This window comes from Leptospira broomii serovar Hurstbridge str. 5399 (genome assembly GCF_000243715.2).
Taxonomy (GTDB): Bacteria; Spirochaetota; Leptospiria; order Leptospirales; family Leptospiraceae; genus Leptospira_B; species Leptospira_B broomii.
The window spans coordinates 553,547-577,748 of record NZ_AHMO02000008.1 but is presented as its reverse complement, the minus strand read 5'-3'; the positions used below and the strand labels follow the sequence as shown (position 1 = coordinate 577,748).

Sequence of the window (24,202 nt, the reverse complement as noted above, 5' to 3'; positions counted from 1 at the left end):
CCATTCTTCAATAGAACAATGATTTATCCGATAAACATAAAAATATTATGATGTTTTACTATTTCTTCTGAAAAATTGAACAAAGTGTTAATCCAGGGCCTGTTTCCGATTGATAAGATAGAAGAGAGAGGGAATAAAGACGAGCGAAAATAATTCCGCCGTTAAGCCTCCGACTACGACCGTTGCCAAGGGCCTTTGCACATCCGATCCTATTCCTGATGCGACTGCGGCCGGCAATAACCCTAATAAAGCTAAAAGAATCGTCATTATTCTAGGCGTAAATTGTAGGTCGGCTGCGGCTAACACGGACGATCTGAGAGTCTCCGTTTGATTTTCCTGTTGCAGGCGAATCATGCGGGATACGAATAGAACGCAAGTCATAGTGGCGATACCGAAAAGTGAAACAAAGCCCACTCCTGCCGAGACGGAGAAATTGATTCCCCGCACTAATAATGCTAAGATTCCGCCTGCAATAGAAATGGGAACACCGGACATTGCTAATAACGCATAACGTGGATTTCGGAATATTATTAGCAAGATACAGAAAATCCCTATGAGCGTGGCAGGAATTACGATTCTTAATCTGGAGGCGGCTCTGGTTAAATTTTCGAATTGTCCGCCCCATCGGATGTCGATTCCTTCCGGGAGCGAAATTAATTTCTCCACCTTGCTCCTGGCCTCTTCGACGAATCTTCCCTGATCTCTCCCGCGAATATTAGTGCGAATAGAAATCTGCCGTTTCCCGTCCTGCCTTTGTATAATAGTCGGTCCGTCTTTGAGCTCTATGGAAGCTAATTCGCTTAACGGTATCCTCCCTCCTGACTGAGATGTTACTAAAAGATTTTTAACCGATTCCAGGGAGGAGCGATAATCCGTGGAGTATCGGACCATGATGTCGAATCGCTTCGAGCCTTCGTATAATGTACCGACTTCGGTTCCTCCGATCGCAGCTTCTAACGTATCAAGTATGTTCGATACGTTAATCCCGAAGCGAGCCGACCTTTTTCTGTCGATAGTAACCGTCAATTGTGCCTGGTCGGACTCCTGTTCGAGTCCGGATTCGGTCGCTCCGGGGATTTCTCGAACGATATCCAATATTTTTTTTGCAAGATTTCTGAGTTGGTCCAAGTCTTCTCCGTTTAGAAGTATCGCCAAATCGGATACGCTACCCGTCACGGCTTCCGTTACGTTATCCAGGATCGGTTGAGAGAATACGAATTGAACTCCGGGTAAATCTTCTTGCAAACCGGCCTTCAATCTTTGAAGGAGTTCCTTCTTCGTTATCTTTTCCCGCCATGTATCGTAATTTTTTAAACCGACTAGAATCTCGAGACGATTCGGTCCGTACGGATCGGTTCCTTCGTCGTTTCGTCCGAGCTGATTTAAGACGGACAATACTTGTTCTTGTTTCATGATTGATTCTCGAATAACAGGAAGATATTGCTCCGAACTTTTCAGATTTATTCCTACCGGAAAGAAACAGCGAATATTAATCGATCCCTCGTCAAGATCCGGTAAAAATTCCGTTCCTAATTTATAATATCCGAATGTAATTACGATTAGAACGATCGATAGGGAATAAATTACTACTTTTTCGGAGGAATTTAATAGCCGCGAAAGCAAAGAGTGATAAAATGATTTGATCCGGTCTAATATCGGATTACTCCATTCCATTTTGCCCGGATACGCCGACTGCATTTTGACTTTATACGATATACACATCAGTACCGGAATTAATGTAAGAGTAAACAATAGACTTCCGATGATTGCGAAGGACAAGGTAAAGGCCATCGGGGAGAATAGTTTCCCTTCCACTCTTTGGAAAGTAAAAATGGGGAGGTAAGCGAAAATGATGATCGCGATTGAAAAGAAAATTTCCCTTCCGACTTCGATTGTGGACGAACGAGTAATACTTAAAAATTCCGTAAACTGGATTCCGGCTTGGGATGTTCGTTTAGCAAACGAATACCTTCTATATATATTCTCCACCATCACTACCGCACCGTCGACGATTATGCCGAAATCGATCGCTCCGAGAGAGAGTAGATTAGCGGGGATCCCGGTTAGTTTCATCATGATAAAAGCGAAGAGTAACGAGATCGGTATCATGCTTGCGACCACGAGAGCCGACCGGACGTTTCCGAGAAAGAATATCAGGACTAGCATCACGATGCTTACTCCTTCGAATAACGTGCTTCGTACGGTTTTCACCGTATAGTCCACTAATTCGGTCCTATCATAAGTCGGGATCAATCTCACGCCTTCCGGAAGCAGATTGGAGTTGATGTATCGGATTTTTTCGTAAACCCTTTCGATTACCTCGGATGGATTTTCGCCCCGGCGCATGGCGATGATTCCTTGGATTCCGGATTCTCTTGTTCTTAGCTCACCGGTTAAGGGATCGCGAAGAGTATAATTGAAAATTCCATCCGGTCGTCTAGGATATTCCTCCACCGAAGCCAGATTTTCGACGTAGATCGGTGTTCCTGATACGGCGGTTACAACTATATTCCGAATATCTTCTTTTGTTTGAATCGCACCCAGGCCTCGAACAACAAAGCCTTGATCGCCTCTGGTAAGTACGTTTCCTCCCGTATTCCTATTATTGGAGCGAATCGCATCAAGTAAATCCGGTAGAGTCAAATCATAACGCAATAATCGATTCGGAGAAGTGATGATGTGATATTGTTTTTCCAAACCTCCAAAATTCAGAATGTCCGCCACTCCGGGCGTTTGGCGTAAGGAAGGTACGATCACCCAATCCTGCAGAGTTCTCAAATCCATCGGCGTCCAATTCTCCGACGCCTCTATCGTATATCGATAGATCTCACCGACCGGCCCCGTAAGAGGAGCGATAGAAACGTTCGCTTCCGCAGGAAGTTCGATTGCTTGCAGTCTCTCCAACAGGAGCTGCCTTGCAACAAAATCGCTGACTCCTTCTTCGAATACGTATTGAAGAACGCTAAGCCCGAAAATCGTTTTGGATCGACGAGTTAGAACATAAGGAACCGAATTCAATCCTCGTTCTAAAGGCAACGTGATTCTTCGTTCGACTTCTAAAGCAGCCTTTCCAGGAAGAAGAGCGATCACGGTAACTTGAGTATCTCCAACATCAGGATAAGCTTCTTTCTTAAGCGTAATCCAGGACCAAATTCCGAAGCCGATGATCGCGATGGCCAGGGCCAGAGTAGGTATTCTATTTTTTAAGGATTCGTCGATGAGTCGTTCAATCATATTTAAAACCCGAAGCTTAATCCTTTCAGCAAAATCACACCCTCGATCAAAATCGTTTCACCGACCGAAAGGCCGTCGGTTACGATCGTACTAGTTTCTCCGGAGGTTCCTAATACGACTTGGCGTCGGCGGAAGGACCCCATTCGTTCTTTTACGAAAACGTAATTTTTTTCGTCGACTGTAAGAATTGACTTATTGGGAAGTAAAATGACCGAAGTGTGTGGATCGCCGAAATCCACTTTCGCATACATCCCTGGGAGAATCTTTTCTTTAGGGTTCTTAATCGTTACCCTTACCTTTACGGTTCTTAAAACGGGATCTATCGCGTCGCCTATCGCCTCTGCATGCCCGATGAAAGTTTTACCCGGAAAGGAGGATAACTGAATTCGAACCTCTTCACCTTTTTGTACTTCGCTTAACTGAGATTCGGGTACGTCGCATATTAGCCAAAGTGTGGGCCCCTTTACCTGATCTAGTTCTTTCGGATTTAAGCCGATTGTTCTCAGCTTCGATTCGGATTCTTCCGCCTCGGCCTTTGTGACCGCGAAGTTTGACTCAGCATCAGTCACGTCCCGACCGGTAGCGGCTTGATTGGCGTACATATCTCGCACTCTGTGTAGATCTTTCAGTCCTTTGATTGCAGTGGCCCTGTTTCTTTTGTATTCCGAGAAAAGCTGAGTGTTTTCAGGCGAATCGAAAAGAATGATCTTTTCTCCCGAGTTGACGGACGTTTTTATGCTCGCGACGACTCTTGCGGGAGCGATAACCGAAAATGACGCGTTTCCGACTCCAACGGTAATATACGAAAATCTAGTCAAGCCCGCGTAATCGCTCGGAAAGGAAATCAGCCTGCCTTGCTCCGAGATTTTGGGAGTCCGATTTTGTTCCTGTCGCCAAAGATCCTTTCCTTTTTTTTCGGTCAATAAATGATAGGCGATGAACGAGCCGATAAAGGAGACCAATGAGAGAAAAAGAATTCTATTTTTTTGTTTTAAGAATTCAGAATGTATTTTTGATCGATAGGTCGTCATTTGCCTAATTCCGCAACGGTCTTTCCGATCGAAAAATTCAGAGATTCCGCGGCCTCGATCCGATCCGACTGAAGCCGAATCATATTGAGAGTACTTTCACTGTACGATTCGAAAAAATCCGCAAATTCCAATATGTTAATGTATTTTTTTCTATAATTTTCTATCATTAACCCGGCTAGGTTTTTATATTCTTTCGTGAAAGAATATCTGTAATTCTTTAATAATCGCTCCTTGTCCCTCGCGATTTCCAAAGCAGCCCGGACTTCCGTGTTCACTTTTAAAAGCTGTTCTTCGTAGGCGATTTTCTTGGAATTCAATATCATCTCTGAGGATCTGATGTTCCCTTGGTTTCGATCGAAAAGGGGAATTGAAGTGGACAGCGTAAACCCGTAATAGTTATTAATATAATTTCCTGCCCGGTCATAGCTTCCGCCTAGAGCTAAGTCCGGAATAACCATTGCCTTTTGCAAAGAAAGATTGGTCTGTTCGGCTTTTACGGATAGTTCGAGACTTTTAAGATCGGGTCGATTTTCGATTGCGGACTTTATTATCTCTTTCGTATCCAAGGAAAGGATCGAATATTCCGAGTCAGCATGTTCCGTAAATTCGGGAAATATCTCGTATTCTGTCGTATTTTGTTCGTTTAACAGAACCCTTAAAACGGCCTCCTTCTCATAAACTATCTGGGTTATTTTGGATCTATCGTTTTCCAGACGAAAGAGCAAGGATTTTAATCTCAATAATTCCGAGAGAAGAATATTTCGATTTTGGTATACGTTTTCCGCCCCTGAGATCGTTTTTTTAACGGCCGGTATGCTTTCTCCATAAAATTCGAGGGATTTCCTGGCGAAATACAATTGAAAGAACGTAGTTCTAAGTTCTAATTTAAGAGAGCGTAAAGTATCGTAGAATATCTGCTCTGAGATTTCCTTATTCCATTTTGCCAACCGTATTCGTTTGTCTCTCTTGCCTGCCATCAGGAATAGTTGCTGGATTTGAATCGCAGTTTCGCCGTTCTTGGTGGTATCGAAATAGATTCCGGTTTGCCTGTTGTAGATGTTCTGATCGATCGCGATGCTCGGGTTGTCCCATAGTTGGGCCTGCAGAATTTCGGCTTTTTTCGCTTCGATTTCGAATTTGGAGGAAATTAGAGAAAGATTATTTTTGAGGAATAATTCTTCTGCCTCTCTAAGGCTTAATTTTCTTTTTAAAAGAAGAGCCGTGTCGTTTCGGGAATTTTGTTCGAGAATATCCGATGCTTCTAGTTTCGGAACGGATGGAACCGCATTGCTCGGCCCTATAATCGTTAAAAAAAGATAGGTTAAAGTCGCAACGGTAATAGTGGGCGCAGTAATTGCGCATTTGTATAAGTGCATTAAATAAAGCTCCTAGACGACTCCGTCCGAAATTTACGACGAAGCCCGACAATATGATCGAAATGTCAGGTTTTGCTAGGCGGTGGAATGTTTAATAGTAGATCGGAAAGTAGAAAATAAGAACTATAAACGGGCGATTGGAATTCGACTATAGAGGGAACTCTGAGAGACTGAAACTCGGAATTCGTATTTTCGGAATCGTATTCCGAGGAATCCGGTATCCAAACCGAATTGATACCATCGTCCTCTTCCTCATCCTGAAATAGGCGAAGAGCTTTTTTAATCGGAGAAGATTTGGAATAAGCGGATTTGTATTGGCCGTTGGGATGGGAAGAAATGGAAATCCGGGCCTGGGAAAAGTAAAAGTAGGAAAAATTGAACAGAAAGATCGGCAAGAATCCGTAGAAAAGAGGTCGAATTCGGCGGAACACGTTCATTCTGAATTATAATATTCGGTTGGGTGAGGAAGGAAAGAAGAAAATTGCGTCGAATTCCGAAGAATTTAGACGCAATTTTCTTTGGCGAATTTAGATTCTCTCGATGATCGTGGCGATTCCCATTCCTCCACCGATGCAAAGAGTAATGAGAGCATAACGCTGTTTACGTCTTTCTAATTCATCCAACGCGGTTCCTAATAAAATCGCGCCGGTTGCGCCGAGCGGGTGGCCAAGGGAGATAGATCCGCCGTTAACGTTGATTTTTTCGAGCGGGATGCCTAAAGTCCGTTGAGTGTAAAGAACGACGGATGCAAATGCCTCGTTAATTTCCCAAATATCGATGTCTTCCACTCTTAAACCTGCTAAGTGAAGCGCCTTTCTAGAGGCGGATACCGGGCCGGTCAACATGATGGTCGGGTCTTCTCCTGTCGAAGCCATTGCGACGATTTTGGCTCTAGGCTTAAGTCCGTATTTTTTAATTCCGTCGTCGTTGGCTATAAGAACGGAAGCCGCTCCGTCTACGATACCAGAAGAATTTCCCAAGGTATGGATGTGATTGATCTTTTGAACTTCGGGATAAGAACGTAATGCGATTGCGTCTAGTTCCTTTTCTCCGATCGTTTTAAATACCGCGCCTAGGCCGGAAAGGAATGCGTAATCTGATTCGATACGGGGATTCTCGTCGGTATCGACGACGGTCCCGTCTTCCAATTTAACGGGAATTATGGATTTCTTAAATACGCCGTCTTTGATGGCCTTATCCGCCTTCAATTGGGAAGATTCCGCGAATCTATCGGCATCCTCTCTGGAAATGTTATATTTAGTGGCGATTAAATCGGCGGAAATTCCCTGAGGAACTAAATTATAATGTTTTGCTATATTAGCATTTCCAACGTTAAAATCCCTGTCTCCCATATCCGCGCCCATTTTGACTCGGCTCATGGACTCGATTCCTCCGCCCAAAGCGACGTCCATGCTTCCGGCTTGTACGTGATTGGCTACGTTATTGACTGCTTGGAGTCCGGATCCGCAAAAACGGTTCACCGTATATCCTGGAACCGAATTCGGCCATTGTGCGGCCATAACCGCGTAGCGTGCGATGCAAGCCGCTTGGTCTTCCACTTGCGAAACGCAACCCAAGACTACCTCTTCTACGATTTCAGGTTTTAATCCGTTTCTTTCTTTGATTGCGTTTAGAGTCGAGGCGGATAGCTCTTGAGGGTGAACGGATGCCAGGGTTCCTCTTTTTTTTCCCTTACCGCGAGGGGTGCGTACGGCATCGATTACATATGCATTGGACATGATATATCTCCTATAACGAAAGGCGTTCGTCTTATTTTGAACTTTCGTTCAAGAACGAGATGCATTCTGGTTCCAATTTATCGCAAAGGGCGGAAAAGCAAGTTCTTTTGCAATAATTCTAATTTGGGTTCTAAACCTGTTTTAAAGATGTTTTTTGGTCGAAGATGGTTTCTAAAACTTTGAAATACCAACAATCGCCTTTGAGATTTTCGTAAAAGCCGTTATGTCCTCCGTATTTCTGGATGAGGATTTTTAGTCTAGAATTGGAAGGAAGTTCATGAAAATCGTTAGGACGTATGATCGGGTCGTCTTCCGATGTAACAATAGTTACAGCAACTTTGAGTCCCTTAAAATCTTTAGAGCCTAACGTGTATGATAGAAAATAGTCGTCGGTCGTCTTGAATTGATGGGTGCTTGAAACGATTCTGTCGGTCATTTCCATCACGGATTTTCCCTGCATGATTTCCTGATAAGGATGCAGGTCGGGAAAGTGAACGTTCTTTTTGGCCAGCGAAGCTCTCCACTTATCCCTAAAATATTTTCCTATAATCAATTTCGAATCCATCATTTCGGTCGCGCTTTTAGGATGGAGAGCGGGACTGACAGCGATGCAATGCTTTAAATTCGGTATCGGATGTTTTCCTTTCGAATGCTCTCTGGCGATTCTAAGCGTGAAATTTCCGCCGAGAGAAAATCCTGCGATGTAGACCGGAATTTTTTTTCCGTATTCTCTGGCGGCTTTCCGAACCGCTTCGTACGTTTCTCGAATCAAACTTCCGTTGAACGGCTCCGGGTTCAGATGATGGGTTTCACCGTGATCGCGTAGGTTCAATCGAAAAATCGAAATTCCTCGCTCAAAGAACTTTCTTCCGGTTCTTTGAATGTAATTGGAATCGATACTTCCTTCCCAACCGTGGATTAAAATCAAGAGCGCTTTATTTTCAGGAGCTTTCGAATAATGTCCGAGTAATTTGACTCCCTTTCCGGCGTCTAACACTGCCGGGACTGCCGCGCGATCCATCGGGTGATTCGGATTTTTCTGCTTGAGCAAGGAAGCGAGAACCGTTTGTACGAAAGGATTCCTAAGGTGAATCGGAGGGTTGAATGGACGGAGATGTTCCATAATCACAGGATAGCTGTTTTGACTCTCGCAAGCAAGCAATCCTTAAAGAAACTTTTCTAAAATTGAATAGAGTTGTTCGGAATTATAAGGTTTACCTAAAAATCCGGTAATCCCGTGCTCGGCGCATGCCTTATACGTTTCCGAAAAAGAACTTGCCGTCACTGCTATAATGGTTACGTCCCAACCGAACTTGCCCGCAGCGCGAATCGCGTCCGCGGTTTGGTATCCGTCCATTCCCGGCATTTGCAAATCCAAAAAAATTACGTTAAACGACTTCGGATCCGCTTTAAATTGGAATACGGCATCCTCCCCGCTGTCGCTCAATACTGTTTTTGCTCCGGTCTTTTCTATGAGTTTGGAAAGGATCTTGCAATTGATATCGTTATCGTCGACGACCAGCGCCTTTAGAAAAGGAAGCTTCGGAATTTCTTTTGTCGAAGTTTTAGTTTCGACTATTGTCGGTTGATCGGATATTCGGAGGGGAAGCTTCAACGTAAATTCCGAACCTTGATTTTGTTTAGAATCCAAATTAATTGCGCCTCCCATTTTCTCCGCGAGTTTCTTGCATATATAAAGCCCTAAACCCACTCCTTTATGTTTGCGAGCATACGCTAAGTCTTCCTGATGGAATGCTTCGAAGATTCGCTCATGTGCTTCCTTTGAAATTCCTATTCCTGTATCCATGACTTTGAAGACGATGGATTCTTCTTCCAATGCAAGCAACAAATCGATGGATCCGACTTCGGTGAATTTAATCGAATTAGTGATGAAATTTAGGAGGATCTGTTCGATGCGAAATCGATCTCCTCTAATCGATGTCGGGACATTTGCTTCGGTTTTAAGGTTGAATTGCAATCCTTTCGCCGCGGTTTTAGGCAGGATTAAGCCGCTTAAATGAGTTAGCATCGCGGACAGATCCACGGTCTCTTCCCGAATTTTAATTTTAGGATTCTCTAAAGTTATTACTTCGAGGAGATCGTCTATCAACTGCGTTAGTATATCCGTAGAGGAAACGAGGTCTTTCAGAAATTCCCGTTGCGAACTATCGAGAGAGGTTTGCTGGAGTAAATTCGCCATTCCGGAAATACCGTGTAGCGGAGTTCTCATTTCATGGGAAATCATCCCTAAAAATTCCGATTTAGCCCTGTCCGCGGCTTCGGCTTTTTCTTTGGCGAGAGCCAAGGCGTTTTCCGTTTCTTTAATACTAGTAATATCAGTGTGAGTTCCGACCATCCGGATCGGTTCTCCGTTTTCCGATCTCAGTACGATCGCTTTAGATTGAATATATACATAGCTTCCGTCTTTTTTTTTGAAGCGTAGAATTTCGTTGAATCTTACTATTTTTTCCAGTTTTCCTTTAGAGATCGAGGATGCGATTATATGGGAATCTTCAGGATGGACTAATCTTAGCCAGCTACGTAAATCGTTGGATATTTCGTGATCCTCGAAACCGAGCATATTCTTCCACCGACTAGAGAGGAATAGTTTCCGACTCTTAATGTCGTAATTCCAATATCCGTCGTTCGAAGCCTGGTAGGTTTGTTCTAATTGTTCCTTCTGATCTCTGATTTCCTGTTCGACTTTACGTAATTCGGTGACATTTCGGTTAGCAATCAGTATCCCTTCCGGTAAGCTAGTTACGTGCTGAAAGTACGTTCCTGAAAGTGAATTGTCGTTTTGGACGGTATATTCCTTTTGGAAGGGCCTTCCGTTGATAAAAACATTTTTATAATCATTAAAAGACTCCGATTTCGGATCGATATGAAATAATTCGCAAAGTCCCTTCCCGATAATATTTTCCTTACTTTGCGCTAATTCGAGCTCTCCAGCCGGATTTACTTCGCTTAACGTAAAATCGAGAATCTCTTTTTTTGAGTTATAAAAGGGCTCGAAATAATAGATGGATTCGGTGCTGATTAAAGCGGCCTGGCGATATATGTCCTTCTGTTTTACTTCGGACGACATATCTTGGGTGATGGAAACGACCCAATCATCCAAAGGCGAAAATAAAGTGCAGTCGTAAGGCTTCCCGGAAGCGCTGGAAGGTAATGTGCCTTTCCATTCCGAACCTTTTTCGGCCAGGGACGAAATAAAATTCAGCAGATCCGGTTTTCGTTCCAGCACTCCCGGATTTATTTCGCGAAAGGTTCTTCCTATCACCTGGTGCAGGGATAAATTTAAGCTTTCGGCGGCGCCCTCGTTGCAATAAGCGAATTTCCAATCAAAAACCTGATCGTCGCTATTCCGAAGAATTTTCAGCAAAAATAATCGGACCGATTTTGCCTTTCCGAGCACCGAGAGGAATGAATCAATTTCGTTAGGAATTTCGATAACCATTTGAATTCGGCCACCGCCTTGACGGATCTCTATAATTTATTGGTCGAATTTAAGTAAAATTCTCTACCATTTTAATATTAGTTTAGAAGGATAGGCGGCAAAAAATTTACCGGAATCTCCGCAACACCCTGGCCGATTTTGAATTCGAATTTGCGATCTTGCATAAAGCGAGGAATTTCCGCACCGCATTCCCTTCGATTCCCCCAGTTTGATTTTGCCTGCGGATTAGGACGGACTTTATCCCAGGAACCCCTTTGAGCACCGAGAGGAATGAATCAATTTCGTTAGGAATTTCGATAACCATTTGAATTCGGTCGCCGCCCGACGGTTCTCTATCATTTATTGGTCGAATTTACGTAAGATTCTCTGCCATTTTTCCGGTGCACAGTTCATTCTACGTAAACAAGCGCGGGATTCGATTTCCGAATAAAGTCCTGCACCAACGGAAACCGGGTCCGGATTTGAGCGAATCTACACGGGAAAAAACGAATCGCCTTATGTTTGGGATTGGTGTATTTCTTCGATTCGTGATATCGTCTCGAATTCATTTCCCTCTTGAGTTGATTTAGACGGTTCGGATCGGACGGGATTGCCCTTTTCAATCGGTTTAGCGGACGATTTACGGCACATTTCAAGAAATGTCTGGTCTGGAAGTTTTAGGCCACGAATGCTCATTCCTTTTTTATTTCGATATTGAGACTTAAAATCAAATAAAATATCCGCCCAGAGGATTGATTTTTTGTAGACATGGAAACAGTAGATACAAATTTTGTTTCCAACAAAGGAAACATAGAAAACTAAAATTGTTTCCTTTTGAGGTCGCATGAAAGAATATTGGAATTCTAAGAGAATCTTTTTGTTCCGAGGAGTTTCTGTCGGGATTATTTTTTGGGGTTTTTCCTTGTTTCCCGAATCTCTCGAAGAATCCGAGTTTGGGAAAGGAAAGACTTGGAACACATCAAGACTCATTCGATACGCCATGGAAAATTCAGTTCAAGCCAAGATTGCAAGATTAGATTTAGATAACTCCGAGTACGACTGGGAAAAGGAGAACGGTAAATATAATTTTATCGGAAACGTTACCGCTAACGCGCAAAATACGGTGAACCTTCCCCTTCCACAGTACACATTACAAGGTCGGAATATTACAAGTAATACGATTTCCGGAGGACTTTCCAAAGCATTTACGAGCGGGACCACATTGGGTGTCACCGTCGCCGACAACCGGTACGAAACGGACGCAGGTAAGCGTCCTGAGCAGCAAGGAACAATTGCACAACAGTTCGCACAGCCCAGCCTCCATTTCGGGAGCATAGGTTTTACTTTGAAGCAGGACCTTTTGAAAAACGTATTCGGTTATCAACAGAAAAGAAATTTGGATATGAGTCGCCGCAGCTCGGCAGTCCGTCGTTTGGATGCGATGAATACATTATCTAGAACGGTAGTTCAATCCATACTCGCATTTTGGAATTTGTCTTTAGCCGAAGAAAATTTGAGAACCGCTGCGCTTTTAGCGAAGAGTGTAAAGAACGTAAAAGATATTACCGCTTCTAAAATTCGTCTGGGTGTCGCCGAGGAATACGAATCGGGACAATGGAACGCATTGCTTATCGCTGCGGAAAACCAACTTAGACAAACAAAATTGGAAAGAGACCGCACGCGTCGAGACCTTTTGGTATCTTTAGGTAAAGATCCGGAGACTCCGGTTGAATTGGAGACTAGTTTGGAAGAGCGTTTTGATCCTTCCAAAAGCGAAGCCCAGGAATTGGACGAGGCGTTTTTACATCGGTATGATTTTAGAAGCATGCTATTGCAGAAACAAAATGCGATTTCCGCTTTGGAAGTGGCAAGGAACGGGTTATTACCTTCTCTTTATGTAAGCGGGACTTACAATTCAAGACAGTACGATCGAAATTTTCCGCAAGATTTTAACGGGGTGGGCGTCGGTCGGTATACTCAGAACTCCGCAGAAATAAAAATGGAAACTCCGATCGGAAACGATACTGCAAGAGCTGAATTTAAAAACGCTCAAACGCAAAATAAAAAAATAGACCTTCTTCTAGAACAGACCAAGGACCAAGTTAAGACTGATGTTCGACAAGGCTTGGAAAGAATTAGAATAACGTACGATGTTTTGGTAGAGTCTAAAAAGAACCTTGAACAAGCCGAGAAATTCTATACGGGAATACTACCTCGTTACAGATTTGGACGAACTACGTCTGTAAATGTTAAGAACGCGTTGGATCTGGTTGCCCAAGCTAGATACGGACTCATGCAAGCAAAAGTAAATTATAATACCGCGCTCGTGCAATACGAACTCTCCAAGGGAACTCTATTTCAAAAATATGGAATGGACGCCGAGGAAGTATTGAATCAAACTATCGGAGACTTAAGATGAATTTCGCAGAACTGTCGATTAAACGACCTATATTCATCACCTGTACGGTCCTCATCATTCTAGTTACGGGATATTTATCCTTGAACAAGCTTGGAGTGGATTTATTTCCTAACGTTACGATCCCGGTTGTGACGGTAACCGTTCCTTATCCCGGAGCCGCCCCCAACGAGATCGAGACATTGATCGCAAAACCGGTCGAAGACGAGTTATCGACGATCTCCGGCGTAAAGCGGATTAAGTCGGCTTGTAGCGAAGGATCCGGAACCGTCGTTGTGGAATTCACGCTGGAAACCGACGTGAAATACGCGGAGCAACAGGTTCGAGATAAGGTTGCTGCGGTAAAACCGAAACTTCCGGACGATGCAAAAGAACCGATCATTCGAAGGATCGATCCGGCTGATCAGCCGATTTTGATTCTCGCCTTGCAGGCGGATCTACCGGAGGCGATTTTGTTCGACATCGCCAGCGAAGAGATTAAACAAAATCTTCTGACCGCGAAAGACGTCGGGAATATCACCATTTACGGAGGTCGTAAGAGGGAGATCCATGTCGAGCTAGATCGCTCGAAATTGAAGGCGCATATGATTCCGGCCTCAGTGGTTTCCAATAGACTAGCGTCCGGCGGGACGAATATTCCGGCCGGGAAAGTAAGTAAGTCCGACAAAGAATTAGTCTATCGAACGATTAACGAGTTTCAATCTCCTCAGGAAATTAGAGACACTCCGATCTCTTTATTCGGTAACGAAGTTCCTGTAAGAATCGGACAACTGGGCGAAGTAAAAGACACTATGGAAGACGAAACTTCCAGAGCTTATTTTAACGGAAAAAAAGCCATCTTTCTGCTGGTTTATAAACAATCCGGAGCGAATACGGTTGCAGTAGCTCAAGAAGTCAAGAAGAGAGTCGGGGAATTAAATAAGGAACTCGCCAAGAGAGACGGAACTCCGAAGCTCGCAATGGCAAACGATAACTCCATAATGATCGACGATAATATTTACGACGTTAAGGAAACGATTCTAATCGGGATCGCCCTTACGATCGTGGTAGTGCTATTATTTTTAGGAAGCGTTAGATCCACGATCATTACCGGTCTTGCATTACCGAACTCGTTGTTAGGCGCTTTTATTCTCATGGCCGTAGCCGGTTTTACGGTGAACGTGATGACCCTATTGGCTTTGAGCCTTGCCGTCGGATTGTTAATCGACGACGCCATCGTCGTTCGTGAAAATATTTTCAGACATAGAGAAATGGGTAAGACTGCTCGTCTGGCATCCATCGATGGAACGAAGGAGGTAACGTTAGCCGTCATTGCTACAACGATGACGGTGATCGCCGTGTTCTTACCGATTGCCTTTGTGAGCGGGGTTGTGGGTCAATTCTTACGTGAATTCGGACTTACTGTCTGCTTTGCCCTATTAATTTCTCTTTATGATGCGTTGACGATCGCACCGATGCTCTCCAGCTATTTCGGAGGAAAAATCTCGGGTCACGGACATGCAAACGAGAATCACTCTTCTCCCGTTTCGGAGTTTTCCGCACAACCGGAAGGATCTAAAAAGAAGAAAGGGAAACCGGAAATAACTCCTTTAGAAGAGCTGGCCTATTCCAGAATTCGAGGAAAGCAAAATAGACCGGGTTTACTGAGAAAAGGTTTAGGTATGATCGGATCTTTTTTCGGAGCTTTGGAGAAGGGACTCGATAGCATTCTATCCATATTCAATATTTTTCAGTCTTGGCTTGAAGATCGATACGCCTCCGTTTTGAAGTTCACGTTAAAGAGACCAATCTTGATACTTTCCGGCGCGGTTTTGATTTTCGTAGCCAGCTTGATGCTGACCAAGTACATTCCAAAAACTTTCCTCCCCGCACAGGATAACGGAAAATTCCAGGTCACTTTGGATATGCCGCCAGGCACTTCCGTCGAGAAAATGGCCAAAGTAGCCAAGGAAGTTTACGCGAACATGGCCCTACATAAGGAAATTCTTGTGGTGGCTATGTTTAATACGAATAGGACGACAACTATGTTCGTGGAAATGGTTCCTTCCAAACAAAGGAAAATGAATACCTCCGAATTCAAGGATATTCTCAGAAAAGAACTAGAGTCGTTTTCCTATGCTAACCCGATCGTCAAGGACATAGATAACGTGGGCGGAGGACAAAGGCCGTTTACTCTTGTGGTTAGCGGTCAGAACGGTCAAGCCGTTGAAAATTATGCCCATAAACTTTTCACTCGATTAAGGGAATCGAAGGCTCTCTTAGATGTTGATACCAGCTATAGGGCCGGAGCTCCAGAATTTAGAGTCGTTCCCGATCGAAACCGGGAAGTGTTGTTAGGAGTTCCCGGTACAGTCATCGGATCCGAATTGAGGACGTTGGTGGAAGGAACCACGCCTGCTGTGTACCGTGAAAACGGAGTGGAATACGATATTCGGGTTCGATTAAAAGAAGGACAAAGAGATTTAAAGGAAAACTTTTACAATTCCTTCGTTCCGAATTTTAATAATATGATGATCCCTATCCAGAACGTAGCTCGGGCGGAAGAAACAACAGGACTTGCGACGATTAATCGATTGAATCGGAATAAATCCGTGGAGATTTACGGGGACGTAAATCCGGAAGGTCCCGGAATGGGAGGAGCGATGCAGGAGGTCACTCAAATTACTCAAAGTGAACTTCCTCTGCCTCCCGGAATTCGGATCGGTTATACGGGGCAGGCGGAGAATTTTAAAGAAATGGGAACGTCCATGGGAATCGCTATGGGTCTCGGAGTCCTTTTCATCTACATGGTTCTCGCGTCGCTTTACGAAAGCTTTATCACTCCTATCGCGATCATGCTGGTCTTACCGCTGGCTCTTTGCGGCGCCTTTATTGCGCTTTTTCTGACTCAAAAATCCCTGGATATCTTCTCCATGATAGGATTGATCATGCTAATCGGAGTCGCTACCAAGAACTCGATTCTATTAGTGGACTTTACCAATCAGCTGATCCAGAGAGGAGTTGAAATGAGGGAGGCAATCATCGAGGCGGGAAGAGAACGTCTCCGCCCGATTTTGATGACATCCTTCGCATTGATAGCGGGAATGTTGCCGATAGCAATAGGATTAAACGAAGCATCGAAGCAGAGAACGAGTATGGGAGTCGCTATTATTGGAGGCCTGATTTCTTCCACAGTTCTGACTCTGGTCGTAGTTCCTGCAGCCTTCTCTTATATCGAAAAATTAAACAATTTTGTTCGACGAAATGCTCCGAATCCGGATGCTTAACATGGACGAAGTCCTAAGGTCTTCCCGGACAGAAGGAAACGCCTTAAAAAAGCGTTTCCTATGGGGAAGGGGGTAGGTTAGAATGCAAACCGTCGTGGAACAGCTAGTCAGTACAGAACCGGACGATGTAAAACTTCGCATTTTTGAGAAATCGTTCGAATTGTTTCTTCGCTACGGGTTTGCGAAAACTCGGATGGAAGAGATTGCGCGGACTTTAAGAATCAGTCGTAAGACTCTTTACAAATATTTTGCCAATAAGCACGACCTTCTCATGGAATTGATGACTCACCGGCATCTTAGGATTCATGGGAAAATCGAAAAGATCCAATCCGATCCCGACAAGAGCATCAAAGAAAAAATCCAATCCATGCACGAATGCATTAGCGGGGAAATTCCGCAAGGCATGAACGAATTTTTGCGGGATATCCGAGACCAGGCCCCCGATCTTTGGAAATTGTTTTCGGAGCAGAAAGAAAAGAATATAAATAGGACGATGCGCACGATGATCGAAACCGGGATCAAAAACGGCGATATTCGTCCGGACGTGAACCCCGATATAGTTTTATTGATTCATTCGGCCTCCACCGAAGCCATGTTTGACCCTGCCTTTTTAGCCCAGACGCCTTACACGATTCGAGACCTAGTTAAAGAATTAGATAATATTATTTTTTACGGGATCGTAAAACGTTCGGATTAGAACGTTAGATTTTGGTCTTGCGCCAGACTTTTAGACCTCGGGTTTGAAGAATCGAAGTATACTCCGAGTTCGTATCGAAGAATCGAATCATTTCAATCGAAGTAACGCCTTTTAATAAAGGCTCTTTCTGCTCGGTCGCCAAAATAACTAAATCAGGTTTCCATTTTTTTGCATGGACCTCCTCCCAATCTTTGTAAGGAAGCCATAGCTTTCCTCCATAAAATACGTAAGCAGCTATATTAAGCGAAGCGAATGTGCTATTTGCGTTTTGGCTCCGAAGTTTTATCAACGAGATTATAATCGGAATTTTTTCGGGGACCGTTTTTAAGGAAGCGCCGAGATCAGGTATATTCGGACTCCTTAGGAGAGCCTGATTTGGAAAAGTCGACATTGCAACGCTATTAATCGGCAAACTTATCTGCAATTAGAAATCGTACCAACCGAGGCGTAGCGTGGCGTATTCGAAGAAAGAAAGAGATCCGAGATACAAGAGTGAAGCAATAAAGAGAAATAATTCCGTCTTGTGCTTCTCTACAAAATCTTTCATTCGGATCTTTCTTTCTAATTTTTCTCTCATCTCAAACGGGATCTTACGATAGCCGCTTCTTTGGCGATTCGATACTTCTCATTCGTCGCAATTCTTCCTTCATTTGATCCAGAGTCAATTCCCCTCCGCCGTTTTTTTCGGATTTATCTTTTAGTATAGGCTGTAGCTTCGCCGCTTCCTCTCGCGTAATATCCGATCCGGAAACTTTAAGGATTTCGTATATAGCTGATTTTCCGGATTGGCTTGTAAACGCGATTCTATCTCCTTCGGGTCGACCGATCAAATCGGCCTCGAAAGCGCGATAAGCTCCCTTTTTCATATTCTGCGTTTTGGATACTCCGTCTTGATGAATTCCGCTACGATGGGCCACGACGTCTTCTCCGATAAGCGGAGCTTTTTCCGGAATCGGAATATCGGCCATTTGAGAAACGATTCTTGAAGTTTCATAGATCGCTTGAAAATTCAAATCTACGTTCACTCCACAATTATGCAAAGCGATTGCAACTTCGTAAGTATTCGTGTTCCCGGCCCTCTCTCCTAACCCGTTCAATGCGGTCTCCAATTGTGTCGCACCAGCGAAGAAACTTTCGACGGTCGTCGCAGTCGCCATACCAAGATCGTTATGAGTATGAACGGAAATCCTGGAGTCTTTCGGAAGCGACTCCACGACTTTGCGAACCATCGCAACGAATAAATACGGTCTATATCGTTCCACAGTGTTCGGCAAGTTCACAAGATCGGCGCCGGCATCCAATGCGGCCCGAAATGCATCGATTGCAAATTCAAGATTCTCTAATGCATCTCCGAAATGTTCGCCGGAGAATTGGACCTCTCCGAAATTTCCGGCTAGTTTTCGCGCGTATGATACCGATCGAACGATATTTTCCTTCACCTTTCGTTCGGAAATCCCTAAAACGTTTCGAATTGTAAAATCGCTTACAGGATATACGATATGGATTCTCGGCTTCGGCGCTCGTGAAATGGCTTTCCAAGAAAGATCGATCTCTGCTTCCACAGCACGCGAAAGACTCGAAATGACCGTATTCTCGGGCGCTAAGGAAGAAAGATAAGCACATGCTTCGAAATCCTGTTTTCCGGCGGAGGCGAAACCTACCTCGATACCCTGTACTCCTAGTTTCAGAAGTTGCCTAAAGATAATTTCCTTCTCTTTCAGATTCCAAGGTTTACGAAGGGCTTGATTCCCGTCACGAAGGGTAACATCCATAAAAAAGGGAGACGCTTGGGGCGCCTTGAGTCCTTTACCGGGTACGATGATTTCTTGAAGAGATGGGAAGGACGAGCTTACTTGATTGCCCGAGCCAGGTATCGTTTTTGTTTCCATAATCACTCACTTCTTTGCCATCGAGAGCGGTGCCTTTGGCTTCCGAAAGTGCCGGAAACAAAAAAACCCGCTCAAGAGGAGCGGGTTTTTGCGTACGCAAGGTCCTTAGCTCCCCTAATCTCCAAGAAGGAGAAGGAGGAGTCCGAGCAGATTTGCCTGGAAAAACCGTTGTGCCATACGTTCTATTCTTAGACTCGGTAGAACTTTTAAAATCGTCAAGAAAAATTCTTAGGCATTTTCATCGTCTTGAGTTTTAAGAAAGCTCCAAATTCCACCTTGTTCGAATTGCTTTTCCTCTAAAAGTTGCTTGAGTTGCAAATATTCCTTCTTGACTTGATCGGGAATCCCCACTGTTTCCAATTTTTGGAATGTTTCTCTAGCCTGGGAAAATCGATTCGTGCGAACGTAACAAATCGCTAATGCATACAAAGTCGGAGAATCGTCTAACGCCTCATCGGGTAAGCCCGTTAATAGTTCTAAAGCCTGGTCGAATTTGGAAGCTCCAGTGTAAACTGCCGCAAGATTTTTGCGTGCGAAGATATCCGTATCGTCCAACTCCAAAGCTTTGGAAAGATGAAATTCGGCCTTAGGTTTATCCTTTCGTCGGGCGTATAAAACACCGAGACCTACCCAGGCTTGGACATGCCCCGGTTCCAATTGCAGACATTTTTGAAGTTGCTCCTCCGCAAGCGAAAGATCTCCGAGTTGGGACAAACACATTCCGAAATGAAAGTGGGCTTGCGGGTCGCTAGGATCCGATATAATCCAGGCCTGGAGAACTTCCTTTGCGCCATTCGAGTCCCCTTGCTTTAAACGTTCTAAAGCGGTTCTGAGTCTAGAATCCATAATTGCATTTCATCAGATGAAACTCCGTGTCGCACGTACTTTTTTACGTATCAAGACTCAGCCTAGAGGATCGTAAGAAAAAAATCGATCGAGTCTTTTGAATTTTAGTACGATTCGAATCGAACGAAAGTCCGGATTTCGCTCCTTTCATAATTTTCGGATTGCAAGTCGAATCTTAGGTTTGTTTTCGGAAGGAGAATCCTTGGAGCAGTGATGTTGGGACGAATTCAATTCCCACGCCGCGTTTACTTTTAACCATTCTTTGTCGGCGGAATATTTTTGTATTAGAGAATCCAAAAGCCTAATATCGGATTGGTCAGTGGAATTCACAAAATGATTCGATTCTTCTTGAAAGTTCCGCTCCCATTTTATCGCAAAAGGAACTAAATATTCTTTTTTAAAAGTTTCCAAGCTATCTTCGACTTTTTGGCATTCCCGAATGAGATCCTCGACATGCCTTTTCCGAATAAGGTCCTCTTTTTTTTCGGTGATCTTTTTATAGGTAACGTAAATGAGTCCCACCGTTAAAGTCGTTTCAAAGGCGAACGGTACGGGGACGATCAATGCGATTGCGAGCGCTGCTCCGAGTCGTCTAACTATGGAGGTACTATCCTTCTTTAGTTCGATCGTTTGCTGGTCGATTTCCTTTAGCCGATCGACGAATTTTTCTCCCAACGGGCGTAAGACTTCGACTCGAAATCTTTTTAAATCGGATAAGGCGTCGACATATCGGGACTGAACACTTAAATTTGCCGTAAACAATTGTCCTTCTTCGTTTTTGTACAAAAGGAGATAGCGATGATCGGCGGTTATATCCGCTTTTTCGCTGCGCGGGAAGGAAGAGCAGTTCAAAAGCAATTCTGCAATTAGTAAAACAAAGACGGTTAAACGAAATTTCAAAAAATTCGAAGGAAATGCGCTGTCTTTGGACACAGTAAGGAATTTTCCGGGAAATACCTATTTTTGTAAATTAGAATCTTCCGGGAAATACCTGCATCAAATGTCAGGAACTAGACTATATCATTTACCTATAAATTTCCCCTTTCTTTTTTCAAGAAATGAGCGGACTCCCTCCGCTCCATCCTCGCTTTCCATTAATCGTAACGTTACAGGAAGTAGATCTTTAGCTGCGTTAGACTCTCCTTCTAAGACGGCTTTTCTCGCCGAAGCGATCGCGGCCTGAACGGCGAGAGGCGCTTGCTCGGAAATTCTTTCGGCAATCGCGATTGCTCTTTGTAAGAGTTCTTTTTTAGGAACTATCTCCTGAACCAACCCCATCCGAAACGCTTCCTCAACGGAAAAATCGTCTCCCGTTAGAATATACCGCATGGCGTTCCCCCATCCCGCGGCTTCTACGAACCGAAACGTAGCTCCTCCGAAGGGCATAATACCTCTCTGAACTTCGACTTGGGCAAATCTAGTCTTTTCGGCTGCGATGCGAACGTCGCACGCTAATAGCAACTCTATGCCGAGAGTAAAACAAAATCCATGAACCGCGCAAACGATCGGCTTGGTTCGTATGCGCTTCGTTGCTCCATTATTCCATGGATCGATATGATGTTCGGAATAAGTATAGGCTTTTTCCTTTTTTATAGTTTCCGCGACATCGTTTAATTCCAAACCTAACGTAAAATGCATTCCGTTAGCATATAATACCGCGCATCTCAATTCGGGATCATCTTCGAACTCGGAGTATGCTTCGCTTAAACGATTTAGCATTTCCGTATTCATTGCGTTTCTTTCTTCTGGGCGATTTAATCCGATTAAGAAAACATGATTTCGTTTTTCAGTCAGAATAAGATTGTTAGTAGACATTCTGCTTCCTTTGGCAACAAAACTATCTTACGTTACCTTAATTCACTCTCGGAGTTATTTGTTGGAAAAGTCAAATTAGTTTTTAATTTCGGATCAATTTAAAAGGATAGAAAACGAATCTTATTAACTATTTCGATTCCGAAGTTTAAAAAGAACGGCGTTTATCAGTTTTTCAAATTGATCCAAAAAGAGAGGATTGAAGAGAGATCGATTTTTACATTCGGGAATAAACGCATTTATAATTCATGTAAAGTAAATCGCTAAACGTCAAAGCTTGTATCGATCGAAATCGGTAGGTTATATGATCCATTCATTCGATTTTCTAAATGATGTTTAAGGAGAATGTGTAGATCGATTCTGAGAGTTTTTTAAGAATTAATTCTTTGCTCGGTCGGTTGTCGGGAACGGGTTTTGGCTGGACAAAAAGACATTTTTATAATTGGATTGATAGGTATCGTATTCCAATGAAGAAATATCGCCGTTTACTCTATTTTCCGATTCTATTTTTAACGATCGCATGCTCTCAAATTCGGAAAAATACGACTCCGGTTCCCGTGATCGAACCGAGGCGGGCCGAGATTCCACTACTCGTACAATTTGAAACGGTCGATCAATTCGATGCGGGAAGTATCATGGCCACTTTTTATACCGGAGCGGAAGGTAAAGACCGGAGAGCGGATCGCGAATACGCAAAATTTCCGATTTTGATCGGTAGCGGTGCGAGAGCAAAAGAGTTGGAATTAGAAGGAACGATTAAGCGAAGAGAATCGTTTCTACAATCCGAACGGATGGATTTTTATCTGTACGCTGACGGGACCAATCTTTCTCATAATTGCGGCTTGGGTGTGGAAGATCGATCTGCAAAAGAACCTAATCTTTCTAGAAGATCCTTTCGAGCGGTAAAGCTTTACTTCAGAGGAACGGGAGTAGTCGATATGAGAACTACAACCATTTCCTACGCAATCGGTTTCGTAACTTACTTTCTTTATAATGTTATCTCGTCCGGGTTCCGAATGGAGAAATTGGACTGCGGAATCATTTTGGAAGGATAAAAGATAAAATAAGGGATTTCAAGCGGTGAAACTCTCTCGGAATTGGAGTTTTTCCATGATGATTTTAGTTTTTGCTTTCTTTCCTTTTGAACGTCTAAGATTGTAAAGTATCCGTTCGAGGTTTGGTTTATGCCTTATATGGCAGTTGGATCGAGGCAAATTCTGTTTTCCGAATCAAGTGCACCTGCGCGTGTGGGAGACGAGCCGAGAGAAGTCGCTTCTGTTTCGGATAATAATGTCGTTCAGCCGCAAACGGTGATTGTTCCGCCGGGCGGATTGCCGCCTTATTTGGGACAATTTTTGGATTCAACAGTTTAGGACGGATATGGCTAAATTACTACTTTCTTTAGCGCTTCAATCATTAGTTATTCTTTATGTATTTCCTTTGATAAATCCGCTTTTTCGGCTTTCGGGAAGCTTTTGGGATGCGTTGATTATCGCATTGTTTTTCGGATTTCTAAATTTCATATTGAGATGGCTCTTAGTGATTTTCACCCTGGGTTTAGGTTATTTATTTTATATCCTTACCCTCGGAGTCGCAGGATTAATCGTTAACGCGGTCGTTTTACTTATGATAGGGGATATTTTTCCGGGAAAGATTTTTGTACCGAGCTTTTTCTCGGCTTTCGTGGGCGGAGCGGTTCTTGCTTTGGCGAACTACGTGGCAAAGAGAGAAGCAAGCGACGAGGGTTCGAATCAGAATCGGAATTAAGAGAATGTAATTAAAGTTTTTTGCTTATGTTAATTCTCCGATCATTTCTTCTTCTAACTCTTTAAAGAATTTCGAATTCCCGGTTATCATATAAAATTGGGAATTTCCTTGAAATAACTTCATCAATCGTTCCGCTTTTTTTCTGGCCGGAAACGATCTGGGTAATAATCCCCTAGCAATATTTTCTTCGAAATAAGTTTCCAAACAATGAATCCAAGATTCTAATACTTCGGCGCCTTGATTGACCCAAGCCTGGTCGGGTTGATCCAAGCTTCCCATGAACCTCGCGAGCGGGCATCCGAAATATTTTTTTCCACGTACCTGCTTATTCAACAAAGCCATCCAGCGATTTATAAATTCGACCGGTGTAGCGGATCTCTCCATTAATCGCTCCCAGCTATTCTGAAAATTGGCCGCTTGGATTTTCAGGTATTCTCTTCCCAAGTCCTCTTTAGTTTGAAAGTATCGGTAAAAACTAGCCTTATGGGAATCCGATTCGCTGATGACCTGATTTACGGAAGTCCCGGCATAACCCTGGAAATAGATTAATCTAACCGCGGTTCCTACTAGTCGCTCGTAAGGGCCTTCGTGATTCAGGATCGGATCTTTCTTTTTTTCCATAAACCAAAAATATTTTGATAGACTGCATGGTCTACAAATATTCTTCATGGTAGAATTGAATAGACTACG

At 43.6% G+C, this 24,202-nt stretch carries 19 protein-coding genes; 6 read left to right on the top strand and 13 right to left on the bottom strand.

Annotated features, from left to right (window positions below):
- Positions 1–87 precede the first annotated feature (87 nt).
- The 7 genes from LEP1GSC050_RS08025 to LEP1GSC050_RS07995 all read right to left on the bottom strand — a co-directional run bounded on the left by LEP1GSC050_RS08025 (position 88) and on the right by LEP1GSC050_RS07995 (position 10,840).
- Positions 88–3,234, bottom strand: a complete 3,147-nt coding sequence (locus LEP1GSC050_RS08025; protein ID WP_010570723.1) for an efflux RND transporter permease subunit — start codon at positions 3,232–3,234, stop codon at positions 88–90.
- Between the two features lie 2 nt (positions 3,235–3,236).
- Positions 3,237–4,265 (bottom strand): efflux RND transporter periplasmic adaptor subunit, encoded by a 1,029-nt coding sequence (locus LEP1GSC050_RS08020; protein ID WP_010570722.1) that lies wholly within the window; start codon positions 4,263–4,265, stop codon positions 3,237–3,239.
- Positions 4,262–5,641: a TolC family protein gene (locus LEP1GSC050_RS08015; protein ID WP_010570721.1), complete on the bottom strand. Its 1,380-nt coding sequence runs from the start codon at positions 5,639–5,641 to the stop codon at positions 4,262–4,264. The genes LEP1GSC050_RS08020 and LEP1GSC050_RS08015 overlap by 4 nt, the downstream gene beginning before the upstream one ends.
- Positions 5,642–5,706: 65 nt before the next feature.
- Complete coding sequence (locus LEP1GSC050_RS08010) at positions 5,707–6,078, bottom strand: hypothetical protein (RefSeq protein WP_010570720.1); 372 nt, start codon at positions 6,076–6,078, stop codon at positions 5,707–5,709.
- 90 nt (positions 6,079–6,168) lie between these two features.
- The gene (locus LEP1GSC050_RS08005; RefSeq protein ID WP_010570719.1) at positions 6,169–7,380 is read right to left on the bottom strand and encodes an acetyl-CoA C-acetyltransferase; all 1,212 of its coding nucleotides are present in this window, start codon (positions 7,378–7,380) and stop codon (positions 6,169–6,171) included.
- A gap of 130 nt (positions 7,381–7,510) precedes the next feature.
- Positions 7,511–8,503, bottom strand: a complete 993-nt coding sequence (locus tag LEP1GSC050_RS08000) for a YheT family hydrolase (protein ID WP_040911229.1) — start codon at positions 8,501–8,503, stop codon at positions 7,511–7,513.
- Between the two features lie 42 nt (positions 8,504–8,545).
- Positions 8,546–10,840 carry a hybrid sensor histidine kinase/response regulator gene (locus LEP1GSC050_RS07995; protein WP_010570717.1) on the bottom strand — a complete coding sequence of 765 codons (2,295 nt, stop codon included), beginning with the start codon at positions 10,838–10,840 and terminating at the stop codon, positions 8,546–8,548.
- An 823-nt stretch (positions 10,841–11,663) separates the two neighbouring features.
- Between LEP1GSC050_RS07995 and LEP1GSC050_RS07985 the strand changes: the two genes are divergently transcribed.
- The 3 genes from LEP1GSC050_RS07985 to LEP1GSC050_RS07975 all read left to right on the top strand — a co-directional run bounded on the left by LEP1GSC050_RS07985 (position 11,664) and on the right by LEP1GSC050_RS07975 (position 17,198).
- Positions 11,664–13,238, top strand: coding sequence for a TolC family protein (locus tag LEP1GSC050_RS07985; protein WP_010570715.1), 1,575 nt, complete (start codon positions 11,664–11,666; stop codon positions 13,236–13,238).
- Positions 13,235–16,501, top strand: a complete 3,267-nt coding sequence (locus LEP1GSC050_RS07980; protein ID WP_010570714.1) for an efflux RND transporter permease subunit — start codon at positions 13,235–13,237, stop codon at positions 16,499–16,501. Before LEP1GSC050_RS07985 ends, LEP1GSC050_RS07980 begins: the two co-directional genes overlap by 4 nt.
- An 82-nt stretch (positions 16,502–16,583) precedes the next feature.
- Entirely contained in the window at positions 16,584–17,198 is a 615-nt protein-coding gene (locus LEP1GSC050_RS07975; protein ID WP_010570713.1) for a TetR/AcrR family transcriptional regulator, read from the top strand.
- A gap of 4 nt (positions 17,199–17,202) precedes the next feature.
- Here the strand turns inward: LEP1GSC050_RS07975 and LEP1GSC050_RS07970 are convergent, their stop codons facing one another.
- The 5 genes from LEP1GSC050_RS07970 to LEP1GSC050_RS07945 form a co-directional block, all read right to left on the bottom strand.
- On the bottom strand, positions 17,203–17,589 hold the full coding sequence (locus LEP1GSC050_RS07970) for a hypothetical protein (protein ID WP_020987598.1): 387 nt from the start codon (positions 17,587–17,589) through the stop codon (positions 17,203–17,205).
- A gap of 199 nt (positions 17,590–17,788) precedes the next feature.
- A complete protein-coding gene (gene leuA2 / locus LEP1GSC050_RS07965) occupies positions 17,789–19,087 on the bottom strand; it encodes a 2-isopropylmalate synthase LeuA2 (protein WP_010570711.1) in 1,299 nt (432 codons plus the stop codon).
- 228 nt (positions 19,088–19,315) lie between these two features.
- Positions 19,316–19,933, bottom strand: coding sequence for a tetratricopeptide repeat protein (locus tag LEP1GSC050_RS07955; protein ID WP_010570710.1), 618 nt, complete (start codon positions 19,931–19,933; stop codon positions 19,316–19,318).
- A 147-nt stretch (positions 19,934–20,080) separates the two neighbouring features.
- The gene (locus LEP1GSC050_RS07950; RefSeq protein ID WP_020987727.1) at positions 20,081–20,866 is read right to left on the bottom strand and encodes a hypothetical protein; all 786 of its coding nucleotides are present in this window, start codon (positions 20,864–20,866) and stop codon (positions 20,081–20,083) included.
- Between the two features lie 87 nt (positions 20,867–20,953).
- The gene (locus tag LEP1GSC050_RS07945) at positions 20,954–21,748 is read right to left on the bottom strand and encodes a crotonase/enoyl-CoA hydratase family protein (RefSeq protein WP_010570707.1); all 795 of its coding nucleotides are present in this window, start codon (positions 21,746–21,748) and stop codon (positions 20,954–20,956) included.
- Positions 21,749–22,212: 464 nt separating this feature from the next.
- Between LEP1GSC050_RS07945 and LEP1GSC050_RS07940 the strand changes: the two genes are divergently transcribed.
- The 3 genes from LEP1GSC050_RS07940 (at position 22,213) to LEP1GSC050_RS07930 (ending at position 23,512) form a co-directional block, all read left to right on the top strand.
- A complete protein-coding gene (locus LEP1GSC050_RS07940) occupies positions 22,213–22,800 on the top strand; it encodes a hypothetical protein (protein ID WP_010570706.1) in 588 nt (195 codons plus the stop codon).
- Positions 22,801–22,929: 129 nt separating this feature from the next.
- Positions 22,930–23,118, top strand: a complete 189-nt coding sequence (locus LEP1GSC050_RS07935; protein ID WP_010570705.1) for a hypothetical protein — start codon at positions 22,930–22,932, stop codon at positions 23,116–23,118.
- 7 nt (positions 23,119–23,125) lie between these two features.
- Complete coding sequence (locus LEP1GSC050_RS07930) at positions 23,126–23,512, top strand: phage holin family protein (protein WP_010570704.1); 387 nt, start codon at positions 23,126–23,128, stop codon at positions 23,510–23,512.
- Positions 23,513–23,536: 24 nt separating this feature from the next.
- Here the strand turns inward: LEP1GSC050_RS07930 and LEP1GSC050_RS07925 are convergent, their stop codons facing one another.
- Positions 23,537–24,133, bottom strand: coding sequence for a TetR/AcrR family transcriptional regulator (locus tag LEP1GSC050_RS07925; protein WP_010570703.1), 597 nt, complete (start codon positions 24,131–24,133; stop codon positions 23,537–23,539).
- Between the last annotated feature and the right edge of the window lie 69 nt (positions 24,134–24,202).